This window comes from Micromonospora sp. DT41 (genome assembly GCF_049841715.1).
Taxonomy (GTDB): domain Bacteria; phylum Actinomycetota; class Actinomycetes; order Mycobacteriales; family Micromonosporaceae; genus Micromonospora; species Micromonospora profundi.
Genome location: NZ_JBNCKU010000003.1, coordinates 50578 through 70933, shown reverse-complemented (window position 1 = coordinate 70933; position 20356 = coordinate 50578). Strand labels below are relative to the sequence as shown.

The window sequence follows — 20356 nt, the reverse complement described above, 5'->3', positions numbered from 1 at the left end:
CCGGGCACCAAGTGCAAGATCGCGGGGCGGGTCAGGCGACCTCGACTATGACTTCTACCTCGACCGGGGCGTCCAGGGGGAGTTCGGCCACGCCTACCGCGCTGCGGGCGTGGCGGCCTGCCTCACCGAAGACGGTGCCGAGCAGGTCGGAGGCACCGTTGATCACGGCGGGCTGGCCGGTGAAGCCGGGCGCGGAGGCCACGAAACCGGTCACCTTGACCACCTTGACCACGTTCTCCAGGCCGACAAGCGAGTCGACGGCGGCCAAGGCGTTGAGCGCGCAGCGCTGGGCCAGGTCCTTGGCCTGCTCGGCCGAGATACCGGCGCCGACCTTGCCCGTCGCCAGCAGCTTGCCCTCGGCGATCGGCAGCTGGCCAGAGACGTACACGTGCTGCCCGGACTGCACGGCCGGCACGTAGCTGGCCACCGGCGGCACCACCTCGGGGAGTTCGAGCCCCAACTCGGCGAGCTTCGCGTGCGGGCCGTTGCTCATGCCTTGGGCCGCTTCAGGTAGGCCACCAGCTGGTCCGGGTTCGGGCCGGGGACCACTGCGACGAGTTCCCACCCGTCCTCACCCCAGTTGTCGAGGATCTGCTTGGTCGCGTGGACCAGCAGCGGGACCGTGGAGTATTCCCACTTCTGCATCGCTGGAGGGCTCCCTCTCGGTGCGGACGGCGTCGAGGTACAGCCTACGGTCCGCTCGCCGGGCGAGGTGCGGTGCGCTGTTCGGGCGGTGCCGGCAACTCCCCGCAGGGGCCTTCGTGCCCGTACCTCTGGGGGCACCGCGACCGGTCGGGTTGCAGCAGGTCGCAGAAGACGCGGTGCCTGTTGTTCTGGTCGTCGGCGTTCGACACCGTGGTCTCGCCCGCGTCCAGCTCCGGCAGGAACCCCAGGGACACGGCGACGCGACCGGCAAGCGTTGTCGCCGCTCCCAGGTCGGCCACCCGGATCGGCAGGTGGATGACGAAGCCCGGCTCGTCGTCGTCCCGCCGCTCGACGGGTCGGCTCGGCGTGCGCACCACCTCGGGCGGTTCCGGAACCCGACGGTACGACCGCTCGTTGACCGGCGGGTTGCCGAACGGTCCACCGGCAGCCTCGCCCATCGACCCGGATCGGCGCAGCCGGTCGTTGGCCGGAAACTGGGTGCGAGGGATGTTGTCCGCGTCGCGCATGCACTTCCTCCGGTGGTACCTCTCGGGTGACGCCTCCGGCCGGCCCGGCCATCCTCTCCGGCCCCCGCACCGGGACGAACGTAGGTGCGTGGGGGCGGTCCCGCCAACAGGACGCGCACATCAAGCCCGAAAGTCACATATACGACAGATCGTATGCAGTGACCCAACGGTGTCCGCCCTGTCGCCCACTGGCCAAAATCCACGCTCCGGGCGGCGCGATACGGGCGACACCAACACGGTGGTTGACCGCTACCCTTCCCGTCGGACGGTCGCGAGCAGCGCCCGGCCGCCCGCTCGATCACGCTCGGCGCCCGGGGTGGCGGCCGGGCGCCGCACACTCGGGGGAACGAGATGACCCAACCGCCCAGCGGTGACCAGACCGGCCCGCGCGCCCTCCCGGCGGGCCACCCGGATCCCGCCGGTCAACCCGGCGATCCAGCCGTCCCCCCGCAGCCCGGCGCACCCACAGTGCCCGGCCAGCCGGCCGGCACCGCGCAGCCGGGGAGCACCTCGCAGCCCGGCCCGCTCGCTCTTCCCGCACAGCCCACCCCGGCGGCGCTGCCCGCGTCGGCAGGTGTGCCCGCGCCGGCGGGTCTGCCCGGCCAGCCCGACAGCGCCAACCAGCCCGCGAGTGCCCCGCCGTTCGCAAGCGCCCCGCCGTTCGGCAGCCCGACGGGCGACCCGGCGACGCAGGCACCGGGCGCAGTCGGGACCGAGACTCCGGGGGCGATCCCGCCGCCCCCGCCCGGCTACCCGCCCTACCCGGGTTCGGCCGAGCCGAAGAAGAAGCGTGGCCTGCTGATCGCTGCCATCGCTCTCGTCGTGATCATGGTGCTCTGCGTGGGTGGCGGCGTGGTGACGTTCCTGACCCTGCGCAACGCCGAGTCCGGCGAGGGCGCCAAGGAGCCGGCGGTCGCCGTCGACGAGTTCCTCACCGCCGTCTACAAGGATCGCGACGCCACAAAGGCGGCCAACCGCGTCTGCGCCGCCTCCCGGGACGACAAGAAGATCGCCGCGAAGGTGGCCGAGGTGCAGAAGTACGCGGCCGAATACCAGAACCCGCGCTTCAAGTGGACCACCCCGAAGGTCGACAACCAGACCGGTGACCGGGCGACCGTCTCCGCCCGCGTCACAATGACCACCGCCGACGAGAAGGTGGCCGACCAGGACCTGCGTTTCACTGTGGTGCAGAAGACGGGTTGGTGGGTCTGCGAGGTCGCCTGACCCCCGAGCCTGGATAGGCTCGACGGGTGCGTGCAGCTGAGCGGCCGTCCGACCCGGCCGGTACCGGATGGTCGGCCCGCCTCCACGTCGTGACCGGCAAGGGCGGTACCGGCAAGACAAGCGTGGCGGCGGCGCTGGCCATGGCGCTGGCCGCCGGTGGCCGGCGCACCCTGCTGGTCGAGGTCGAGGGCCGGCAGGGCATCGCCCAACTCTTCGGCATCGACCCGCTGCCGTACGAGGAGCGACACCTCACCGACGTGCCCGGCGGCGGTGAGGTGCGAGCACTCGCGGTGGACGCCGAGGAAGCCCTGCTCGAATACCTCGACATGTTCTACAAGCTGGGTGCCGCGGGACGGGCGCTGCGCAAGCTCGGTGCGATCGACTTCGCCACCACCATCGCCCCGGGCCTGCGGGACGTGCTGCTCACCGGCAAGGTGAAGGAGGCCACCACCCGCACCTCGGGGCAACGACGCGTGTACGACGCGGTGGTGCTCGACGCTCCGCCGACCGGGCGGATCGGCCGTTTCCTCAACGTCACCGCCGAGACGGCCCGACTGGCAAAGGTCGGCCCGATCAAGACCCAGAGCGAGGGGGTCGCCGCGCTGCTGCGCTCCCCGATCACTGCGGTGCACGTGGTCACGCTGCTGGAGGAGATGCCGGTGCAGGAGACGGTGGACGCCATCGCCGACCTCACCTCGCTCGGCTTCGGGGTCGGCAAGGTGATCGTCAACGGCACCCGCCCGCCGCTGCCGGCCGGCCGGGCGGTCAGCCCTGCGGAGTTGAAGCGCGGACTGGCCGCCGCCGGGTTGCCGACCGATCGGGAGATCGTCGCTGGCCTGCACGACGAGGCACGTGACCAGGCCATTCGGCGGGAGCTTGAGGATTCGCTGCGGGCCGAGCTGGTGGAGCTGGGGCTCCCGATCGTCGAGTTGCCACTGTTGCCCGAGGGGGTCGACCGGGCCGGACTCACCACCCTGGCGCAGGCCCTCGTGCAGGCGGATTGACGCGCACCTCACGTCGGCACAGGCGCACGGACCCAGCCGGCCCGATACGCTCGATTGGTGCCTTCCGAAGACGCGGCGCCGCAGCTGGACGTCGACCAGATCCTCGCCGACCCCGGCGTGCGGATCATCGTGTGCTGCGGTGCCGGCGGGGTGGGTAAGACGACCACTGCCGCGGCGCTGGCGCTGCGGGCCGCCGAGCAGCATGGGCGGCGAACGGTGGTGCTCACCATCGACCCGGCCCGCCGGCTTGCCCAGTCGCTGGGCCTGACGGAGCTGGACAACACGCCCCGCCAGGTCAAGGGGATCGACGTCGAGGCCAGCGGCGGCGAGCTGCACGCCATGATGCTGGACATGAAGCGCACCTTCGACGACGTGGTGCTTCAGCACACCGATCCGGCGAAGGCCGCGGAGATCTTCGCGAACCCCTTCTACCAGGCCATGAGTTCGACGTTCGCCGGCACGCAGGAATACATGGCGATGGAGAAGCTGGGCCAGCTGCACGCCCGGGGCGAGTGGGACCTGATCGTGGTCGACACCCCGCCGTCCCGCTCGGCGTTGGATTTCCTGGACGCGCCGGCACGGCTCTCCCGTTTCCTCGACGGCCGGATGCTGCGGCTTCTGCTGGCACCGGCACGCACCGGCGGGCGGAGCATGTTCAGCCTGGTCACGGCCTCGTTCGGCATGTTCTCGAAGGTGGTGCAGAAGGTGCTCGGCGCGCAGCTGCTCACCGACCTGTCCGGCTTCGTGGCCGCCCTGGATTCGATGTTCGGGGGCTTCCGGCAGCGCGCCGAGCAGACGTACCGCATCCTGCAGGCACGGGAGACGGCCTTCGTGCTGGTGGCGGCCCCGGAGCCGGACGCGGTCCGGGAGGCCGCCTACTTCGCGGGCCGGCTGCGGGAGGAGAAGATGCCGCTGGCCGGGCTGGTGCTCAACCGGGTGCACCGGCCGGCGGTTCCGGAGTTGGACGCGGAGCAGAGCCGGGCCGCCGCGGAGCGGCTGACCGAGCTGGGAGGGCACGAGGCCACCGCCGACGTGCTGCGGGCGCACGCCGCGCTGGCCCGCCAGGCGGTACGCGAGCAGCAGGTCGCCGCACGGTTCACCGAGGCGTTCCCCGGGGTGCCCACGGTGTCGGTGACGGCGCAGCCCGCCGACGTGCACGACGTCGACGGGCTACGAACGATCGGCGCGGCGATCAGCCGGCCGTGACCGGCGTCAGTTGGCCGCGCTGACCAGGATTTTGTCCTTGGCGGCCTTGTCCTTGCTGTTCTTCTTCATCGCCGCCTCGAACATCTTGCGCCAACTCGTCACCTGCGGGTGACGACGCAGCAGCGCGCGGCGTTCGCGTTCGGTCATGCCGCCCCACACACCGAACTCGATCCGGTTGTCCAGCGCGTCGGCCAGGCACTCGTACCGAACTGGGCAGCTCCGGCAGATCCGCTTCGCCACGTTCTGTTCGGCGCCCTGTACGAACAACGCGTCCGGGTCCCCGTTCTGACACGCCGCCAGCGACGGCCAGTCAGTGATCATGCCCATGTGTACACGTCCCCCCTTGCATACCTACCGACCTCGTTGCACGGCAGCCGGCAATTCCCCCCGGTCGCCCGGCCTGCCTTCCCCAAGGCGGCACGAACGACATGTGGCGCTGTCGCCGCCATCATCATGCTCTGTAGTCGACCGATTACGCAACGTTGTCGGCGAAATCCATCATTCCGGACACTCCCGGCTTCCCGGGCCTTCGACCGCCGGTTACCCCGCCGAGGTCCGTGAAAACGCTGCGCCGTTCCCTCCAATCGGAGGAGACTCACGCCAGGTCACACGCAACCTCGTACGGGGGGTCATGCGTTTAGCACAACGAGGGCAGCGCACGCAGGAAATGGGGAAAGAACGCCCCAGCGCCCCTCGTTCCCTACTCGCGTACCCTGTCGAGGTGACCTGGATGCGGAAACGTGACCACAATGTGCTGACCAATGCCGCATCGCTGCTCGTATGTGGCCTGTTGGCTGGCGTGGTGGTCGCTGCGGCGGCCTTCCCCGCGGTGGCGATGTCCGGCCTTGCCGCGAAGGCCGGCGCCGAGACATTCGGCGCCCTGCCCACTGAGTTGACTGTGGCCCGCGCGCCACAGATCAGCTATCTGCTTGCGTCGGACGGCAAGACACCGCTCGCGACGATGTACGACGAGAACCGCCGCGACGTGAAGCTCGCCGACATCTCCCAGCCGATGCAGAAGGCCATCATCGCGGCCGAGGACCACGACTTCTACAAGCACAACGGCGTCGACATCAACGGTGTCGCCCGCGCGTTCGTCAACAACCAGAACGAGAGCGCCGGCCGTCAGGGCGCCTCGACGCTGACGATGCAGTACGTCCGGCTGGCCATCGCCTACTCGGCCACCCACCCGGCCGACGTGGTCGCCGCGACCGAGGACACCAGCGCCCGCAAGCTCCGCGAGATGCGGCTGGCCCTGCAGGTCGACAAGGAGTTCTCCAAGGACGAGATCCTGACCCGCTACCTCAACCTCGCCTCGTTCGGCAACGGCGCGTACGGCATCTACGCCGCCAGCCAGGTCTACTTCGGCAAGCCGCCGAGCAAGCTCAAGATCGAGGAAGCGGCGCTGCTGGCCGGCATGGTCAAGGCTCCGACGACCAACGACCCGACCACCAAGGCGGGTTACCCGCTCGCGCTGGACCGGCGCAACTACGTCATCGACAACATGGTCAAGACCAAGGCCATCACCCAGCAGGAGGCCGACGCGGCCAAGGCGACCAAGCTGGTCGTGAAGGACCGGCGCACCCCGAACGGCTGCGTCGCCGCCAACGTCAACAGCTGGGGCTTCTTCTGCGACTACTTCTACCGCTGGTGGATGCAGCAGGAGACGTTCGGCTCGACGTCGTACGACCGTGAGCGCCGGCTCAAGAGCGGTGGCTACACAGTCGTCACGTCGATCGACGTCCAGGCGCAGAAGGGTGCGGACAAGGCGGTCCGCAAGGCCAAGAGCGAGAACAGCAAGGAAGCCGCAATGGTCGCGGTGGTCGAGCCCGGCACCGGTCGGGTCCGCGCGCTCGCCGTCAACAGGCAGTTCAAGCTCGACGACCCGAAGAACCCGAAGAACAAGATCTCCAGCGATCCCGCCAAGAGCAAGAAGAAGATCCGGGGCAACTACCCGGCGACCGTCAACCCGCTGCTCACCGGCGGCGACGGCATCACCGGCTACCAGGCCGGCTCGACGTTCAAGATCTTCAGCATCCTGGCCGCGCTGGAGAAGGGCATCCCGCTCAGCTACCCGTTCAACGCGCCGCAGCAGTTCAAGTCGGAGTACATCGTCGAGGCGGGCAGCAGCGCCGCCTGCCCGGGCACCAACAAGTACTGCCCGACCAACTCCGGCCTGAAGGCCGGCGGAATGCAGAACATGTGGAGCGCCTTCGCGCAGTCGGTGAACACCTACTTCGTGCCGCTTCAGCAGCAGGTGGGCGCGGAGAACGTGGTCGACGCCGCCAAGCGGGCCGGTATCAACTTCCGGGTCAGCAGGGAAAACGAGTGGGCCAACAACAAGGCGGCCGCCCACGACTGGGGAGCGTTCACCCTCGGCGTCTCGTCGGTCACCCCGCTCGACCTGGCCAACGCGTACGCCACCCTCGCCGCTGACGGCAAGTACTGCGAGCCGATCCCGGTGCAGGAGATCCGCGACCCGGAGGGCAACAAGCTCGACATCGCCAACCCGCGCTGCGAGAAGCGGTTCAGCACCGACGTGGCCCGCGCCGCAGTGGACGCCGCCCGCTGCCCGGTCGGCGACAACTCGAAGACCAGCAAGTGCGGCAGCAGTCGCACCGCCGGCAACGTGAAGGGCTTCGTCGACGCGCCGGTGGCCGGCAAGTCCGGCACCACCGACTCGGAGAAGACCGCCGCCCTGGTCGCCATGACCAAGCAGTACTCGGTGGCCGGCATCATGGCCGACCCGGACTGGCCGCAGACCAACGTCAAGATGAAGCACAAGGAGCGGGACGGCATCAACCCGCCGGTGTACGAGACGCTGCGGGACGCCATGAAGGGCAAGCCGCGGATCAACTTCGAGCCGCCCGGTCAGAAGATCTCCGAAGGCGACCAGCGCAGCATCCCCGACGTCAAGTGCCAGCCGATCGAGACCGCCAAGTCCCGACTCAAGGGCGCTGGCTTCCTGCCCGTCGTCTCCGACACGAAGGTGACCTCGAGCTGCCCGGCGGGCACCGCCGCCGGCACCAACCCGGGCAACCGCCAGATCAAGGGCGGTGTGGTGTCCATCGACGTCAGCAGTGGCGGCGGCACCTCACCGGGCACGACCACGCCGGGGCAGCCCGGCGGGCCGGGTAACGGGCCCGGTCGACCCGGCGGCGGCCGTCCGGGCGGCTGAGACGCCAGGTAGAACACGCGAACGGGCGGTACCCCTCGGGGTGCCGCCCGTTCGCGTGTACGGACTATCGCTGAGCCATCCGGCTGACGCGCGGACCTGTCAGAGGCCGAGCTGACGACGTACCTCGGCGGCCACCCGGCCACCCTCGGCCTGGCCGGCCACAGCGGCCTGGGCCGCCTTCATCGCCGGGCCCATCTGGGCCTTGCCGGTGAAGCCGCCCGCAGCGAGCGCCCCCGAGACCAGCTCGGTCAGCTCGGCATCGGAGAGCTGCTTGGGCAGGTAGCGGTCCAGCACCTCGCCCTCGGCGGTCTCCTTCGCGGCCTGCTCGGTGCGGCCCGCGTCGGCGAAGGCGGTGGCCGCCTCCCGACGCTTCTTGGCCTCCTTGGTGAGCACCGCGAGCACCTCGTCGTCGGTGAGCTCACGCTTGGCCTTGCCAGCGACCTCGGCGGTGCCAACGGCGGCCAGAGCCATCCGCAGCGTGGAGGTGGTCAGCTCGTCGCGCGCCTTAAGCGCGGAACGCATGTCGGCAGTGAGGCGGTCCTTCAGCGTGCTCATGGACGGTGAAACTACCCTGAACGCCATGCGAAAGCGCACACTATTCCGGCTCGCCGCCGGAACCGCCACGATCGGCGCGGCAACCCTCGCGTACGCGTCGCTCATCGAGCGCAACATGTTCACACTGCGGCGGTACGACGTGCCGGTGCTGCCTGCCGACTCGGAGCCGCTGCGCGTGCTGCATCTGTCGGACCTGCACATGATGCCCGACCAGGCACGCAAGCAGCGCTGGGTGGCGTCACTGGCCGCCCTCGACCCCGACCTGGTGGTGGTGACCGGCGACAACATGGCGCACCCGGACTCGGTGCCCGGTGTGCTGCGGGCCATGCAACCGCTGCTGGACTATCCAGGGGCGTTCGTGTTCGGCTCCAACGACTACACAGGCCCGGTGCTGAAGAACCCGTTCACCTACTTCCTGCCCGACCGGGAGTACACCGAAGGCGCCGAACTCCCCTACGAGGAGCTGCGGCAGGTGTTCACTGGCGCCGGCTGGGCCGACCTCAACAACGCCCGGACCACAATCAAAGCCGGCGGCCGCCAGATCGACCTCGTCGGCGTGGACGACCCCCACATCGACCGGGACGACTATCCCTCGGTGGCCGGCGAGGTCTCCTCCTCGGCCGACCTGTCCATCGCGCTGTCGCACTCGCCCGAGCCGCGGGTCCTCGACCAGATGGCCGCCGACCGCTTCGGGCTCCTGCTGGCCGGGCACACCCACGGCGGGCAGGTCTGCGTGCCCGGGTACGGAGCGCTGGTGACCAACTGCGGCCTGCCCCGCTCGATGGCGCGAGGGCTGCACCGGTGGCCCGGCTCGGACTCCTGGCTGCACGTCTCCGCCGGCCTCGGCACCCACCCGACCGCCCCGATCCGCTTCGCCTGCCCCCCGGAAGCAAGCATCCTCACGCTGATCCCCCGCTGACCCTGGCTCTTCGTCCCGCCTGCCTTTCAAGATCCGCACAACTTCCGGGATGTAGTGCCCTCCGGGCGCCACGAGGCCACTAGATCCCTGAAGTTGCGCGGATCTTGGCTGCTCCGGGAGCGGGGGTACCGAGTTTGACCATCGGGGCGGGTGGGCTACTATTTGTCGGCACGCCTCGGGGTGTGGCGCAGCTTGGTAGCGCGCTTCGTTCGGGACGAAGAGGTCGTCGGTTCGAATCCGGCCACCCCGACCAGAGGTAACAGCAGGTCAAGGCCCCTCCACCGAGGGGCCTTGATTCGTTTTCGGCGCTCCCCAGCTTGGTCACCCACTCCTGAACGGGCGAGTGATCGATCGTCACCAGCGGTACTGCACCCCACCTCGGCACGACGTGATTGCCCATGATCGAGGCATCGCGGGCGACGGTCGCCCTCTCGTCGTTGCGGTTGCTCAGCCAGCGTTGCGCGTAGTCGCCGAAGCGGAGGCTGCCGGCGTCGGGAGCGACTACGAGACCGGCACCCCGGCCGCCGACCGTGAGCTGCTCGGGATCACCACGCACCGGGTGGGCGGCGGCGTCGTGCTCTCCATGCGCAACGACGTGACCAGCTACTGGAACAAGGCTCTCGGCTTCGGATTCACCGAACCGGTCACCGCCGACCTGATAGACGAGATCATCGGCATCTACCGCGCAGAGCGGGCACCCGTGGCGGTGCTCCAGATCGCCCCCGAGGTACTGCCAACTGACTGGGCCGACATCTGTGCGGCGCACGGACTGCAGCCCGGTGGCCGGATCGCCAAGCTCGCCGCCCCTATCGAGGACGTCGTGATCAAGGGCAAGACCGACCTGGGCATCGTCCCGGTCACCGCCGACCTCGCCGACGCGTGGGGCCGGTCCATCCTCACCGCCTTCGGCATGCCACACGACGGCCTCGCCGGCATGTTGAAGGCGAGTGCCGAGAAGCCCGACTTCCACCTGTACGCCGCCCTGTCCGACGACACCGTCGTCGGTGGCGGTGCCCTCTACGTCAACGACGAGGTCGCGTCGCTGAACTCCGGTGCCATCCTGCCTGGATACCGGCGGCGCGGCGGTCAGGGGGCGCTCATCGCCGCCCGCCTGGTACAGGCCCGCGCACTCGGCTGCCGGTACGTGGTCACGGAGGTCGTGCAGCCGGGCGAGGGTCAGGTCAACCCGTCTCTCAACAACATGCTGGGCGCCGGGCTGACCCGCCTGTACGTACGGCAGAACTGGTACTGGCGTCCGTGATGCGGGCGAGGTGGGGGCGGGCAACCAGAGGCTAAGAGGGCACATCCGATCCATGGATGTGCCCTCTGGTGTTTTCCCGTGAGGTTATTCGAACTGGTCGGCGAGCTTCGTCAGCTTGGTGACGTACGCCGTCCAGTCATAGCCGTCGGGGACACCGAAGTTCTCCCGCCGCATGCCGATCGTCGTGTCGTGCTGCTCGCGCATGATGTCGGCGTGCCCGGCGTGACGGGCGAGGTCGCACGTCACGTGGATGATGACCCTCTGCAGCGTCACGGCCTGTGCTTCGGGCGGCCACCACGACACGTGCCCCGGCGCGTCGAGCGGCAACTCCTGGATCGTCTGGTCGGCGAACGCCCCGACACGGCGATACAGGTCGACAAGCCCGTCCTTCGTCTCGTCCTCCCGCGCGTACCAGTCTGCCTGTGGGTCCTCGTCGAACGCCTGCAGGGGAACCAGTTCCTCGGGGGTGGGGAATTCGCGTCCGAAGGTGGGCCCGAAGTACCCGGCCTCGACATTGAGGCAGTGCTTGATCACACCCAGCAGGTTGTTGCCGGTCGCGGTGCGGGGCAGCCTGGCTTCGCGTTCGCTGAGCCCGTCAAGCTTCCAGATCAGGTTTTCGCGAGTCTGCTGAAGGTAGTAATGCAGCGCGATTTTCGCATCGCTCTGGTCAGCCATGCCGGCCAGTGTTCCCCATGCGCGGAATCCCCGCGTGCCCCTGCCGGTCAGTCGTGCCGTTCGGTGCGCTCGATCTCGACGAACGCGGCAGCCAGATAGCCGTCGATCGGCTGGCCGGAGGCCGACAGCAGGTCGGCGATGAGCAGCGGGGCGTGTCGGGCGACCGCCGCCGGGCCGGGCGGGTTGTCGTCGTCGCCCGGGTCGTACACGCCGAGCGCCCCGGCGAGGAGCACCAGCACCACGTGCGGATCGACGTCGGCGCGCCATTCGGCCGCCGAGCGAACGCAGCGTTCCAGCACCTGACGGACGTCGTCACCGTCGAGCCCGTCCGGATGGGTCTGCTCCAGCAGCAACCGGACGACGACGCCGAGCACCAGGCCGGACCGGTCCGCACCGGTCAGCCGCTCGACCGCCACCTCGTACGTCGCGGCGTCGCGCTGCTGGACTGCAGCGACGGCTTCGCCGGCCGCGTTGGCGATCTCACGGGCCGATGCGGGCAGATGCCGCCAGGTCACACTCACCGAGCCAGCATGGCAGAGCACACCGACAGCCGCCGCGCCCCGCCGGCCGACCTTTCCGAGGTACGACAAGCGCTCCCTCCCCGAACGATCAGACTCGATCCTGGTTGTAGTGGCCTGCACACCAGGTCGAGACCACAAAAACCAGGATCGAGCACGACCCGACGAGCACGCCGGGCAGGAGCAGGCGCAGGGACGGGTCGGGCCCTGGAGCTGCTGCTCCAGGGCCCGACTGTCGAGAGGCCAGCCGTCAGGCGGCGGGGACCTCGGCGGTGGTGCGGATGCGGTCGAGCGTCGGGGCGGAGACCGGCGACTGCGCGGTCAGGTACGCCACGAACGCGTCCAGGTCGATCTGGCCGGTGACCAGGTTCGTCCCGCCGGTGAGGGCGCTGAAACCGTCACCGCCGCCGGCCAGGAAGTTGTTCACCGTGACCCGGTACGTGGCGGCCGTGTCGACGGCGGTGCCGCCGATGGTGAGGCTGCCCCGGACCACGCGGGTGCCGGCGCACGGGTCGGCGACGGTGCCGGTGGTGCCGGCCGGGTCGACGACGTAGCCGACTGTCGACGACGGGTACAGCGTCCGGCCGGTGACGAACTGCTGCTCCAGTACGCAGTAGAGCTGCGCGCCGGTCAGGTCCAGTGTCACGAGGTTGTTGGCGAACGGCTGCACTGTGAACGCCTCCTCGTAGGTGACCGGGCCGGCGTCGAGGTCGGCCCGGACTCCACCGGGGTTCATGAAGGCGGCGACAGCGTTCTGCTCGTCGTCGGTGGCGGCGAGTTGCGCGTCGGCGATCAGGTTGCCCAGTGGTGACTCACCCATCGTCGTACCGAAGAGGGTTTCCTGGCTCCGGGTGATCGCCGTTGTGGTCTCGCCGACCTGGCGGCCGGCGACCGGGCCGAGCACCGTCTTGTAGCGGTCGATGAGGGCGGTCTGCTTCGGGTCCTTGGCGACGTCGCGGGTGACCACCATGTTCTCCGCCTTGGCGGAGATGATGTCACCGGAGTGACGGTCGATCTTCAGGTCGATGTCGGTGACAAGGCGACCGAACGAGCTGGCGCTGGTGACCAGCTTGCCGTTGATGTCGCAGTTGTACGCCTGGTGGGTGTGGCCGCTGACCACCACGTCGATCGACGGGTCCATCCGGTTGGCGATGTCCACGATGGGCCCGGTCATGCCGACGCAGTCGTTGATGCCGCCTGTGGCGGCCTGGGTGCCTCCCTCGTGCAGCAGCACGACGATCGCCTCGACGCCCTTGCGCCGCAGCTCACGGGCGTACCGGTTGGCGGTGTCGGCCTCGTCGGCGAAGGTGAGGCCGGCGACGCCCTGCTGGCTGACGATCTCCGGGGTGCCCTCCAGGGTCATCCCGATGAAGCCGACCTTGACGCCCTGCACCTTGTGGATCGCGTACGGCGCCAGCAGCGGCTTGCCGGTGGCGGTCTTGAAGGCGTTGGCGGACAGGTACTTGAAGCCGGCGCCCCGGTACGGGGTCCCGTCGGCGCAGCCGTCCACCGGGTGGCAGCCGCCGTTCTGGATCCGCAGCAGCTCGGCGGCGCCCTCGTCGAACTCGTGGTTGCCGACGCTTGCGTAGTCCAGCCCGGCCATGCTCAGCGCCTCGATGGTGGGCTCGTCGTGGAACGCGGCCGAGAGCAGCGGAGACGCGCCGATCAGGTCACCGGCGGCGACGGTGATGGTGTTCTTCTTCTTGGCGGCGGCGCGCAGCTCGGCCAGGTGGGTCGCGAGGTATTCGACGCCGCCCGCGGTCTGCCCGGCGATCGTGCCGCTGGACCCGCTCGGCGGTTCGAGGTTGCCGTGGAAGTCGTTGAGTGCCAGCAGTGTGACGTCGACCGGCTTCGGTCGCGCGTCCGCCTGCTCGGGGGTGGTGGCGACCGCGCCGAGCGCTGCCACCGCGAGCGCGGTCAGGCCGGCGGCGGCCCGACGCATCCCGGGTATGGACATGGGACTCCTCGTGAGAATCGGCGCGTGTGCGGTGCCTGGCCTGTGGGTCGACCGGGTCGCCGACCGACGCCGTCGGAAGTGTCGATCGTGGATGGCGGCGCATCGGGGGTCGCCGCTCTCCGACAGCCTCTCATCCGAACGCCGACCGGTCGAGCCGGGCGCTCGGCGCGACCCGCGCGGCCCGTCACGGTTGTGCGGAAGCGCCGGTCAGTCGGCGGTGAGCGCGTCGGTGACCAGGGCCGCGACGGCGCCGGGCGTCCAGCCTTCGGCGACCCCGGGTCGCTGTGCCAGGTAGCCGGCGATCCGCTCTGCCGACCAGCCGTACGACTCGCGCAGCCCCCGGGCGATCATGCCGAGGTAGATCGGCGCGGGTGGCCGGCACCGTACTGCCGACGACGGCTCGGGAGCGGTGAAGGTGAGCAGCGGGGCTCCGGCGAGGTGCCCCGGGCAGATCAGCGTCTCGTAACGGCCGGGGCCGAGCGCGGCCCGGCCGTCGGCGACGGCAGTGTCGACGGCCTCGACGGTAGCCGGGAGCAGGCCGGCGTGGTCGCCCGCTGGGCGGTACATCTCCTGGGCCGCGATGTCGGTGAACTGCTCGATCGTGACCAGGTACGCCCTGGCGGCGGCCACCCCGGGCAGCTGCGGGTCGTAGAACGCCATCCCGCCGGTCCAGGCGCCCGACTCGCCGGCGAAGTAGATCCCTCCGGGCAGGGACACCGGCACCGACCGTCTGGGCGGGCGGGGATTACGACAGCCCGGGTACGTCCGCCGGCCGCCGGGCGGGCAACCACCACCGATGTACCACGCCAGCCGGGCGGCGTGCATGTTCGAGCCGTACGCGACGTACCAGACAAGCCTTTCCTCGGCGGTGACCCCGACGGGCGCCGCGGGCGGGACGGCGCTCGGGTGCGCGGACATTGTCGCCTCCTCGGTGCCGGGGTTCCCACGCTAACGAGGTCCGGCGGCCGAACCCACAGGCCGCGTCCACAGCCTGTGGATAGAACGTGTGTACGAAGGTCGTCGACCGTCGCCGTGAGTACCCTTGATCGCATGGCTCGGCGGCCGGCCGGACCCTCCCCTACCTGGAACGACGTGCGAGTGGATCATCAGCGAGTCATCCGTGACGTCACCGTCCGCCTGACGATGGCGTCGAGCGTGCCGGAGGCCTGTCGGTGGACGGTAAGCGCCCTCTCCCAACACACCTCGGCGACCATCTCCGTGCTGCTCGACGTCCATGACCGGCTGCGCTGCGTGGCGGCGACCGGCGCCTGGCAGGTCTTCGCCACGGTGCCGGCACGCACCGGGATCGTCGGCCGGGTGTACGCCACCGGGGCCACCGCCGTGGTCCCGGACGTCACGGTCGACCCCGACTACCTTCCGGTACGCCCGGACGTGACAACGGAACTGTGCGTGCCGGTACTGGACCCGGCGGACCGGACGGTCGGCGTCCTGGACCTCCAGTGGAGCGGGCCGGTCGACCTGGAGCCGTGGCGGGAGACCGCGGAGTGCCTGGCAGCCCTGCTCGGTGCGCGGATCGCCGCACTCGGCGGCCCTCCGGCGGAGAGCCGCAGCGAGAAGCTGCTCCGGCACGCCGCAGCCCTCTCCTCGGCCGAGACCGAGGAGGCGGTGATGAGCGCGGCGACCTGCGCCGCGCGAGAGGTCTCCACCCTCTCCACCGCGGTGCTGCTGATCGGCGGGCCCGACGGCGCGCGGCTCGGACCATCCCGGGCGGCCCCCGGTGAGCTGGAGACCCGCATCCGGGCGGAGCTGACCGGGGCGGGTCCGGAGACGCTGGGCCGCATCGTGGAGCGGGCACACCGGTACGGGGCCGGCTACACGCTGGGCGAGGTGGGACATCCTCCGACGGAGGACTACCAGACACTGACCCGGGCCGGGGTACGCACACTCATCGCCGTTCCGGTCGGCCCGTCCGACGCGGGCGGGGCGCTGCTCGTGGCCGACGCGCGGGTGCTGCGCCCGGATCCGACCACGGTAAGCCTCATGGAGCTGCTCGCCGGGCAGGCGTGGACCAGCCTGGACCGGCTGCACACACTCGCCCGTCTACGGGAGCAGGCCAGCTCGGACCCGCTGACAGGACTGCGGCACACCGGCCCGTTCGGGCAGCGGATCGCCGCGGCCACCCCGGGGCGTACGGCGCTGCTGGCGATCGACGTGGACGGCTTCAAGACTGTCAACGACACGTACGGCCACCAGGCCGGCGACCGGGTGCTTGTCGGGCTGGCCCGGGCGCTGGAGGGGGCGTTGCGGCACGGGGACGAGCTGTACCGGATCGGTGGTGACGAGTTCGTCGCGGTGATCGAGGTGAACCGCCCGGAGGAGGCGGTCCGGATCGCCGAACGGCTTGCCGAGGCTGCCCGCCGCATCGGACGCACGATCAGCGTGGGCGTTGCGCTGCCCCGCCCCGGCGAGTCCCCCGACGGCACCCTGCGCCGAGCCGACCAGGCCCTCTACGCGGTAAAACGCCAAGGCCGAGACGGAGTCCACCTAGCAGCCGCCTAGCCCCCTCTAGCCCCGCTGCTCCGCGCGCCCTCCCTCCCGCCCGCCCCCGCAGTGGTCGATCATGGAGTTGTGGTGCCCCGCAAAAGGGGCACAGCGCCACTATCCGCCCACCACAACTCCATGATCGACGGAGTGGGGCGGGGCGGGGCAGGGCGGGTTACGGGGTTTTTAGCTCTTTGGCTAGTAGTTCGGCTATCTGGGCCGTGTTGAGGGCTGCGCCTTTGCGGAGGTTGTCGCCGGTGACAAAGAAGTCCAGGGCGCGCGGGTCGTCGAGGGCGCGGCGGATCCGGCCGACCCAGGACGGGTCGGTGCCGACCGCGTCGATCGGCATCGGGAACTCCCCGGAGGCGGGGTCGTCGACGAGGATCACGCCGGGGGCGTTGCGTAGCGCCTCGCGGGCGCCCTCGGCGTCCACCTCGGTGGCGAAGACGGCGTGCACTGCCACCGAGTGGCCGGTCACCACAGGCACCCGGACGCAGGTGGCGCTGACCTTGAGGTCGGGCAGGCCGAGGATCTTCCGCGACTCGTTGCGGATCTTCATTTCCTCGGACGACCAGCCGTCGTCGGCCGGCGAGCCGGCCCAGGGCACCACGTTGAGCGCCAGCGGGGCCGGGAACGGGCCGAGGTCGTCGCCGACGGCCTGACGGACGTCGCCGGTGCGCGAGCCGAGCGCGCGATCCCCGGCGACCTTGGCGAGTTGGTCGTGCAGGATGTCCACCCCGGCTTTGCCGGCTCCGGAGACCGCCTGGTAGGAGGCGAGCACCAGTTCCCGCAGGCCGTACTCGCGGTGCAGCGGGGCGACCGCGACGATCATCGCGAGGGTGGTGCAGTTGGCGTTCGCGATGATGCCCCGGGGCCTGTTGCGGACGTCCTCGGGGTTGATCTCCGGAACGACGAGCGGGACGTCCCGGTCCATCCGGAAGGCGCCGGAGTTGTCCACAGCGATCGCGCCACGGGCGACGGCGATGGGTGCCCACTCGGCGGAGACCTCGTCGGGCACGTCGAACATCGCCACGTCGACGCCGTCGAAGGCCTCCGGTGTCAGCGCCTGGACGACGAGTTCCTCGCCCCGGCAGCGCACCCGCTTCCCGACCGAACGCTCGGAGGCGATGAGCCGGATCTCACCCCAGACGTTGCGACGCCCGGTGAGCAGCTCACACATCACGGTGCCGACGGCACCTGTCGCTCCGACCACGGCGAGGGTGGGCAGCGCCGTCATCGGGCGTTACCTACCCGTCCCCGCGTAGACCACGGCTTCGCTGTCGCCACCCAACTCGAACGCGTCGTGGATGGCGCGCACCGCGACGTCGAGGTCGGTGTCCCGGCAGACGACGGAGACCCGGATCTCGGAAGTGGAGATCATCTCGATGTTGACACCTGCCGCGCCGAGCGCGGCGAAGAAGCCGGCGGCCACGCCGGGGTGCGAACGCATGCCAGCCCCGATCAGCGAGACCTTGCCGACGTGGTCGTCGTAGAGCAGGCCCTTGAACTTGACCGGCTCCTGGATCTTGCTGAGGGCGGCCATCGCGGTCGGGCCGTCGGCCTTGGGCAGCGTGAACGAGATGTCCGTCCGGCCGGTGCCCTCGGTGGAAACGTTCTGCACGATCATGTCGAGGTTGATCTCGGCACCGGCGACGGTGTCGAAGATCCGCGCGGCGGCGCCCGGCTCGTCGGGCACGCCGACGATCGTGATCTTGGCCTCGCTGCGGTCGTGCGCGACCCCGGTGATCAGTGCCTGCTCCATGGAAAGGTCCTCCATCGATCCGGTGACCATCGTGCCGGTGTTGGTCGAGTATGACGAACGGACGTGGATCGGCAACCCCGCCCGGCGGGCGTACTCCACGCTACGAAGGTGCAGCACCTTGGCGCCGCACGCGGCCAACTCCAGCATCTCCTCGTAGGTGATCTGCTGGATGTGCCGCGCGTTGGGCACGATCCGCGGGTCGGCGGTGAAGATGCCGTCGACGTCGGTGTAGATCTCGCACACGTCGGCGTGCAGGGCGGCGGCGAGCGCCACCGCAGTGGTGTCCGAACCGCCCCGGCCGAGGGTGGTGACGTCCTTGGTGTCCTGCGAGACGCCCTGGAAACCGGCCACGATCACCACAGCGCCCTCGTCGAGCGCGCCCTTGAGCCGCCCGGGGGTGACGTCGATGATCCGTGCGCGACCGTGCACCGAGGTGGTGATCACGCCGGCCTGCGAGCCGGTGAACGAGCGGGCTTCGTACCCCAGGTTGTGGATCGCCATGGCCAGCAGGGCCATCGAGATCCGCTCCCCGGCGGTGAGCAGCATGTCCAGCTCGCGGCCCGGCGGCAACGGGCTGACCTGATTGGCCAGGTCGAGCAACTCGTCGGTGGTGTCTCCCATCGCGGAGACCACCACCACGACGTCGTCGCCAGCTTTACGGGCGGCGACGATGCGCTCGGCCACCCGCTTGATGCGCTCGGCATTGGCGACGGAGGACCCGCCGTACTTCTGCACCACGAGTGCCACGACGGTGCACTCCCTCCCAGCGTCCCTGAGCGTGCCGACGCCGCCGGAACCGGGGCCGGCGGCGCGTGTCAGACCTCATGAGGGTATCCGGCGGGTCAGGACGGCGGGTTGTGTGATCCCACCATCCGGCCCGCGCGGGCCACCGGCCAGCGCGGGTGACCAGGTCCGCAAGCCCGTCCGGTACGTCCGCACGCCGCGCCCGACACGCCGAGGATCGGCCGCGCGCCGCTCCCCCGCGATCCTGCGGCACCCAGCAGAATGGGCCGGTGCCCGTCCTCATCCGCTCGGCCCTCCGCGTGCTCGGGTCGCTCGTGTTCGCCCTGCCTGCTGTCCTGGTCTCGTGCACCAGCGAGCAACCCGCGCCCCCACCGCCTGCCGATCCCGGGCCGGTAACTGTGGATGCCGCCCGGGACGAGTTGGCCGCCCTGGCCGCCGCCGCGCAGGATCGCCACCTCGTGGCGCAGTACGTCTTCAGCCAGCCCGGCCGACCGGACCGCAGCATCGTGTTCACAAGCGCGAACGACGGCAGTTGGCGGGTCGACGTGCCGGGTGGTGCGCTCGGCGGCACCGTCGACGTCTCGCTGGCGGCCACCACCGACGGGCTGTTCCAGTGCGCCCTGCCGTCGAGCGCTCGACCGGAGCCGGCGCACTGCGTACGCCTCGGCGATCGCGACGATGCGCTCCCGCGCCGGCTGGACCCTCGCGTCCACCATCCGCTCACCGACTGGCTGGCTGTGCTTACCGACAGGCGTGCGCCGTTGGCGGTGGCGCCGGCCAGCCCACCGGAGGGCGTCACCGGCGCCTGTTACTCGGTGGAGTCCACCTCGGCTTCGCTGAACGCCCCGTTGGACGTCGGCATCTACTGCTACGACCGGGACGGCACACCGACAGGTGTCCGGACGGCGGCCGGGACGCTGCGACTGGCCGCCCCGCCCGGCACCGCGCCGGCGAGCGTGCAGTTGGCCGGGCCCGTGGTGGTGGACGTGGAGCCCCTGGGTACGGCGGCGCCGCCGACCCCTGACCCGTCGGACAGCCCGGGCGCGGGAACGTCTTGACCTTCGTCCCGTTACGGGTGTCATTGACCACATTTGCGGGACCCATCCTGAGCGGCGAATCACCCATACAGGACGATTGCCGACATGGCTGACCTCACTCCGCTGCTCGCCTTCCGCTGGAGCCCACGGGCCTTCGACCCCCGCGCCGAGCTGACCCCGGACGAGGCGGCCTCACTGCTGGAGGCCGCGCGCTGGGCGCCGTCGGAGGAGAACGGGCAGCCCTGGCGGTTCGCCCTCGGTCACCGGGACAACGAGAACTGGAAGCGGATCATGGTCAGCCTCCCGGACGACGACCAGTGCTGGGCCCGGCACGCCGCGACCCTCGTGGTCGGCGCGTACACCGGCGGCGACGCCGAGCGGGCCGCGTACGACCTCGGTCAGGCGATGGCCCACCTGACCCTGCAGGCCACCGCGCTCGGTCTGCACGTGCGTCAGCTCACCCGCTTCGACCAGGTCAGCCTCGCCACCGAGCTCAACCTGCCCGTCGGCGTACGCCCGCTGGTGGTCGCCGCCGTCGGCCGTCTCGGGGACCCGTTCGCCCTCCCGGCCGACCTGCGCGCCCGCGAAACCGGCCTCCACCACCGCCGCCCGGTCACCGACCTGCTGCTCTGCTGACCGCCT

At 70.4% G+C, this 20356-nt stretch carries 20 protein-coding genes and 1 tRNA gene; 10 read left to right on the top strand and 11 right to left on the bottom strand.

Annotation, left to right across the window (positions count from 1 at the left end; genetic code table 11):
- Window positions 1–31: 31 nt before the first annotated feature.
- The 3 genes from ACLQ23_RS06705 to ACLQ23_RS06695 are packed head-to-tail and all read right to left on the bottom strand — an operon-like array spanning window position 32 to window position 1172.
- Window positions 32–493, bottom strand: coding sequence for a RidA family protein (locus ACLQ23_RS06705; protein ID WP_355590201.1), 462 nt, complete (start codon window positions 491–493; stop codon window positions 32–34).
- A complete protein-coding gene (locus ACLQ23_RS06700; RefSeq protein WP_007466198.1) occupies window positions 490–645 on the bottom strand; it encodes a DUF4177 domain-containing protein in 156 nt (51 codons plus the stop codon). The genes ACLQ23_RS06705 and ACLQ23_RS06700 overlap by 4 nt, the downstream gene beginning before the upstream one ends.
- Before the next feature lie 44 nt (window positions 646–689).
- A complete protein-coding gene (locus ACLQ23_RS06695) occupies window positions 690–1172 on the bottom strand; it encodes a hypothetical protein (RefSeq protein WP_355590204.1) in 483 nt (160 codons plus the stop codon).
- Window positions 1173–1766: 594 nt separating this feature from the next.
- On the opposite strand from ACLQ23_RS06695, the gene ACLQ23_RS06690 reads away from it, so the two are divergent.
- From ACLQ23_RS06690 to ACLQ23_RS06680, 3 genes are read left to right on the top strand one after another with little or no spacing between them, the layout of a single operon-like run.
- Window positions 1767–2396, top strand: a complete 630-nt coding sequence (locus ACLQ23_RS06690) for a hypothetical protein (protein ID WP_425735142.1) — start codon at window positions 1767–1769, stop codon at window positions 2394–2396.
- A gap of 26 nt (window positions 2397–2422) precedes the next feature.
- Window positions 2423–3400 carry an ArsA-related P-loop ATPase gene (locus ACLQ23_RS06685; protein ID WP_355590207.1) on the top strand — a complete coding sequence of 326 codons (978 nt, stop codon included), beginning with the start codon at window positions 2423–2425 and terminating at the stop codon, window positions 3398–3400.
- Between the two features lie 57 nt (window positions 3401–3457).
- Window positions 3458–4606 (top strand): ArsA family ATPase, encoded by a 1149-nt coding sequence (locus tag ACLQ23_RS06680; RefSeq protein WP_355590210.1) that lies wholly within the window; start codon window positions 3458–3460, stop codon window positions 4604–4606.
- A 6-nt stretch (window positions 4607–4612) separates the two neighbouring features.
- Here the strand turns inward: ACLQ23_RS06680 and ACLQ23_RS06675 are convergent, their stop codons facing one another.
- On the bottom strand, window positions 4613–4933 hold the full coding sequence (locus ACLQ23_RS06675; protein ID WP_053654856.1) for a WhiB family transcriptional regulator: 321 nt from the start codon (window positions 4931–4933) through the stop codon (window positions 4613–4615).
- Between the two features lie 403 nt (window positions 4934–5336).
- On the opposite strand from ACLQ23_RS06675, the gene ACLQ23_RS06670 reads away from it, so the two are divergent.
- The gene (locus ACLQ23_RS06670; RefSeq protein WP_355590213.1) at window positions 5337–7784 is read left to right on the top strand and encodes a penicillin-binding protein; all 2448 of its coding nucleotides are present in this window, start codon (window positions 5337–5339) and stop codon (window positions 7782–7784) included.
- 99 nt (window positions 7785–7883) lie between these two features.
- Here ACLQ23_RS06670 and ACLQ23_RS06665 read toward each other — a convergent pair whose 3' ends face one another.
- The gene (locus tag ACLQ23_RS06665; RefSeq protein ID WP_355590215.1) at window positions 7884–8339 is read right to left on the bottom strand and encodes a GatB/YqeY domain-containing protein; all 456 of its coding nucleotides are present in this window, start codon (window positions 8337–8339) and stop codon (window positions 7884–7886) included.
- A gap of 25 nt (window positions 8340–8364) precedes the next feature.
- Between ACLQ23_RS06665 and ACLQ23_RS06660 the strand changes: the two genes are divergently transcribed.
- From ACLQ23_RS06660 to ACLQ23_RS06650, 3 genes are all read left to right on the top strand, one after another.
- On the top strand, window positions 8365–9258 hold the full coding sequence (locus ACLQ23_RS06660) for a metallophosphoesterase (protein WP_355627911.1): 894 nt from the start codon (window positions 8365–8367) through the stop codon (window positions 9256–9258).
- Between the two features lie 176 nt (window positions 9259–9434).
- A tRNA-Pro gene (locus tag ACLQ23_RS06655) sits at window positions 9435–9511 on the top strand.
- A gap of 204 nt (window positions 9512–9715) precedes the next feature.
- Window positions 9716–10519, top strand: coding sequence for a GNAT family N-acetyltransferase (locus ACLQ23_RS06650; RefSeq protein ID WP_425880446.1), 804 nt, complete (start codon window positions 9716–9718; stop codon window positions 10517–10519).
- Window positions 10520–10603: 84 nt separating this feature from the next.
- Here ACLQ23_RS06650 and ACLQ23_RS06645 read toward each other — a convergent pair whose 3' ends face one another.
- From ACLQ23_RS06645 to ACLQ23_RS06630, 4 genes are all read right to left on the bottom strand, one after another.
- Window positions 10604–11194: a DinB family protein gene (locus ACLQ23_RS06645; protein ID WP_355590223.1), complete on the bottom strand. Its 591-nt coding sequence runs from the start codon at window positions 11192–11194 to the stop codon at window positions 10604–10606.
- A gap of 47 nt (window positions 11195–11241) precedes the next feature.
- Window positions 11242–11736 (bottom strand): hypothetical protein, encoded by a 495-nt coding sequence (locus ACLQ23_RS06640; RefSeq protein WP_355590401.1) that lies wholly within the window; start codon window positions 11734–11736, stop codon window positions 11242–11244.
- 226 nt (window positions 11737–11962) lie between these two features.
- On the bottom strand, window positions 11963–13669 hold the full coding sequence (locus tag ACLQ23_RS06635; RefSeq protein WP_355590226.1) for a bifunctional metallophosphatase/5'-nucleotidase: 1707 nt from the start codon (window positions 13667–13669) through the stop codon (window positions 11963–11965).
- Between the two features lie 207 nt (window positions 13670–13876).
- Entirely contained in the window at window positions 13877–14587 is a 711-nt protein-coding gene (locus ACLQ23_RS06630) for a histone deacetylase (RefSeq protein WP_355627914.1), read from the bottom strand.
- Window positions 14588–14767: 180 nt separating this feature from the next.
- Between ACLQ23_RS06630 and ACLQ23_RS06625 the strand changes: the two genes are divergently transcribed.
- Complete coding sequence (locus ACLQ23_RS06625; RefSeq protein ID WP_355590232.1) at window positions 14768–16189, top strand: sensor domain-containing diguanylate cyclase; 1422 nt, start codon at window positions 14768–14770, stop codon at window positions 16187–16189.
- Window positions 16190–16346: 157 nt separating this feature from the next.
- On the opposite strand, the gene ACLQ23_RS06620 is transcribed toward ACLQ23_RS06625, so the two are convergent.
- Window positions 16347–17408, bottom strand: a complete 1062-nt coding sequence (locus tag ACLQ23_RS06620) for an aspartate-semialdehyde dehydrogenase (protein WP_425735052.1) — start codon at window positions 17406–17408, stop codon at window positions 16347–16349.
- Window positions 17409–17414: 6 nt separating this feature from the next.
- A complete protein-coding gene (locus ACLQ23_RS06615) occupies window positions 17415–18680 on the bottom strand; it encodes an aspartate kinase (protein WP_425735051.1) in 1266 nt (421 codons plus the stop codon).
- Between the two features lie 266 nt (window positions 18681–18946).
- On the opposite strand from ACLQ23_RS06615, the gene ACLQ23_RS06610 reads away from it, so the two are divergent.
- Complete coding sequence (locus ACLQ23_RS06610; protein WP_425735050.1) at window positions 18947–19735, top strand: hypothetical protein; 789 nt, start codon at window positions 18947–18949, stop codon at window positions 19733–19735.
- Between the two features lie 84 nt (window positions 19736–19819).
- Window positions 19820–20350, top strand: a complete 531-nt coding sequence (locus ACLQ23_RS06605; protein ID WP_425880445.1) for a nitroreductase family protein — start codon at window positions 19820–19822, stop codon at window positions 20348–20350.
- Window positions 20351–20356: the final 6 nt, after the last annotated feature.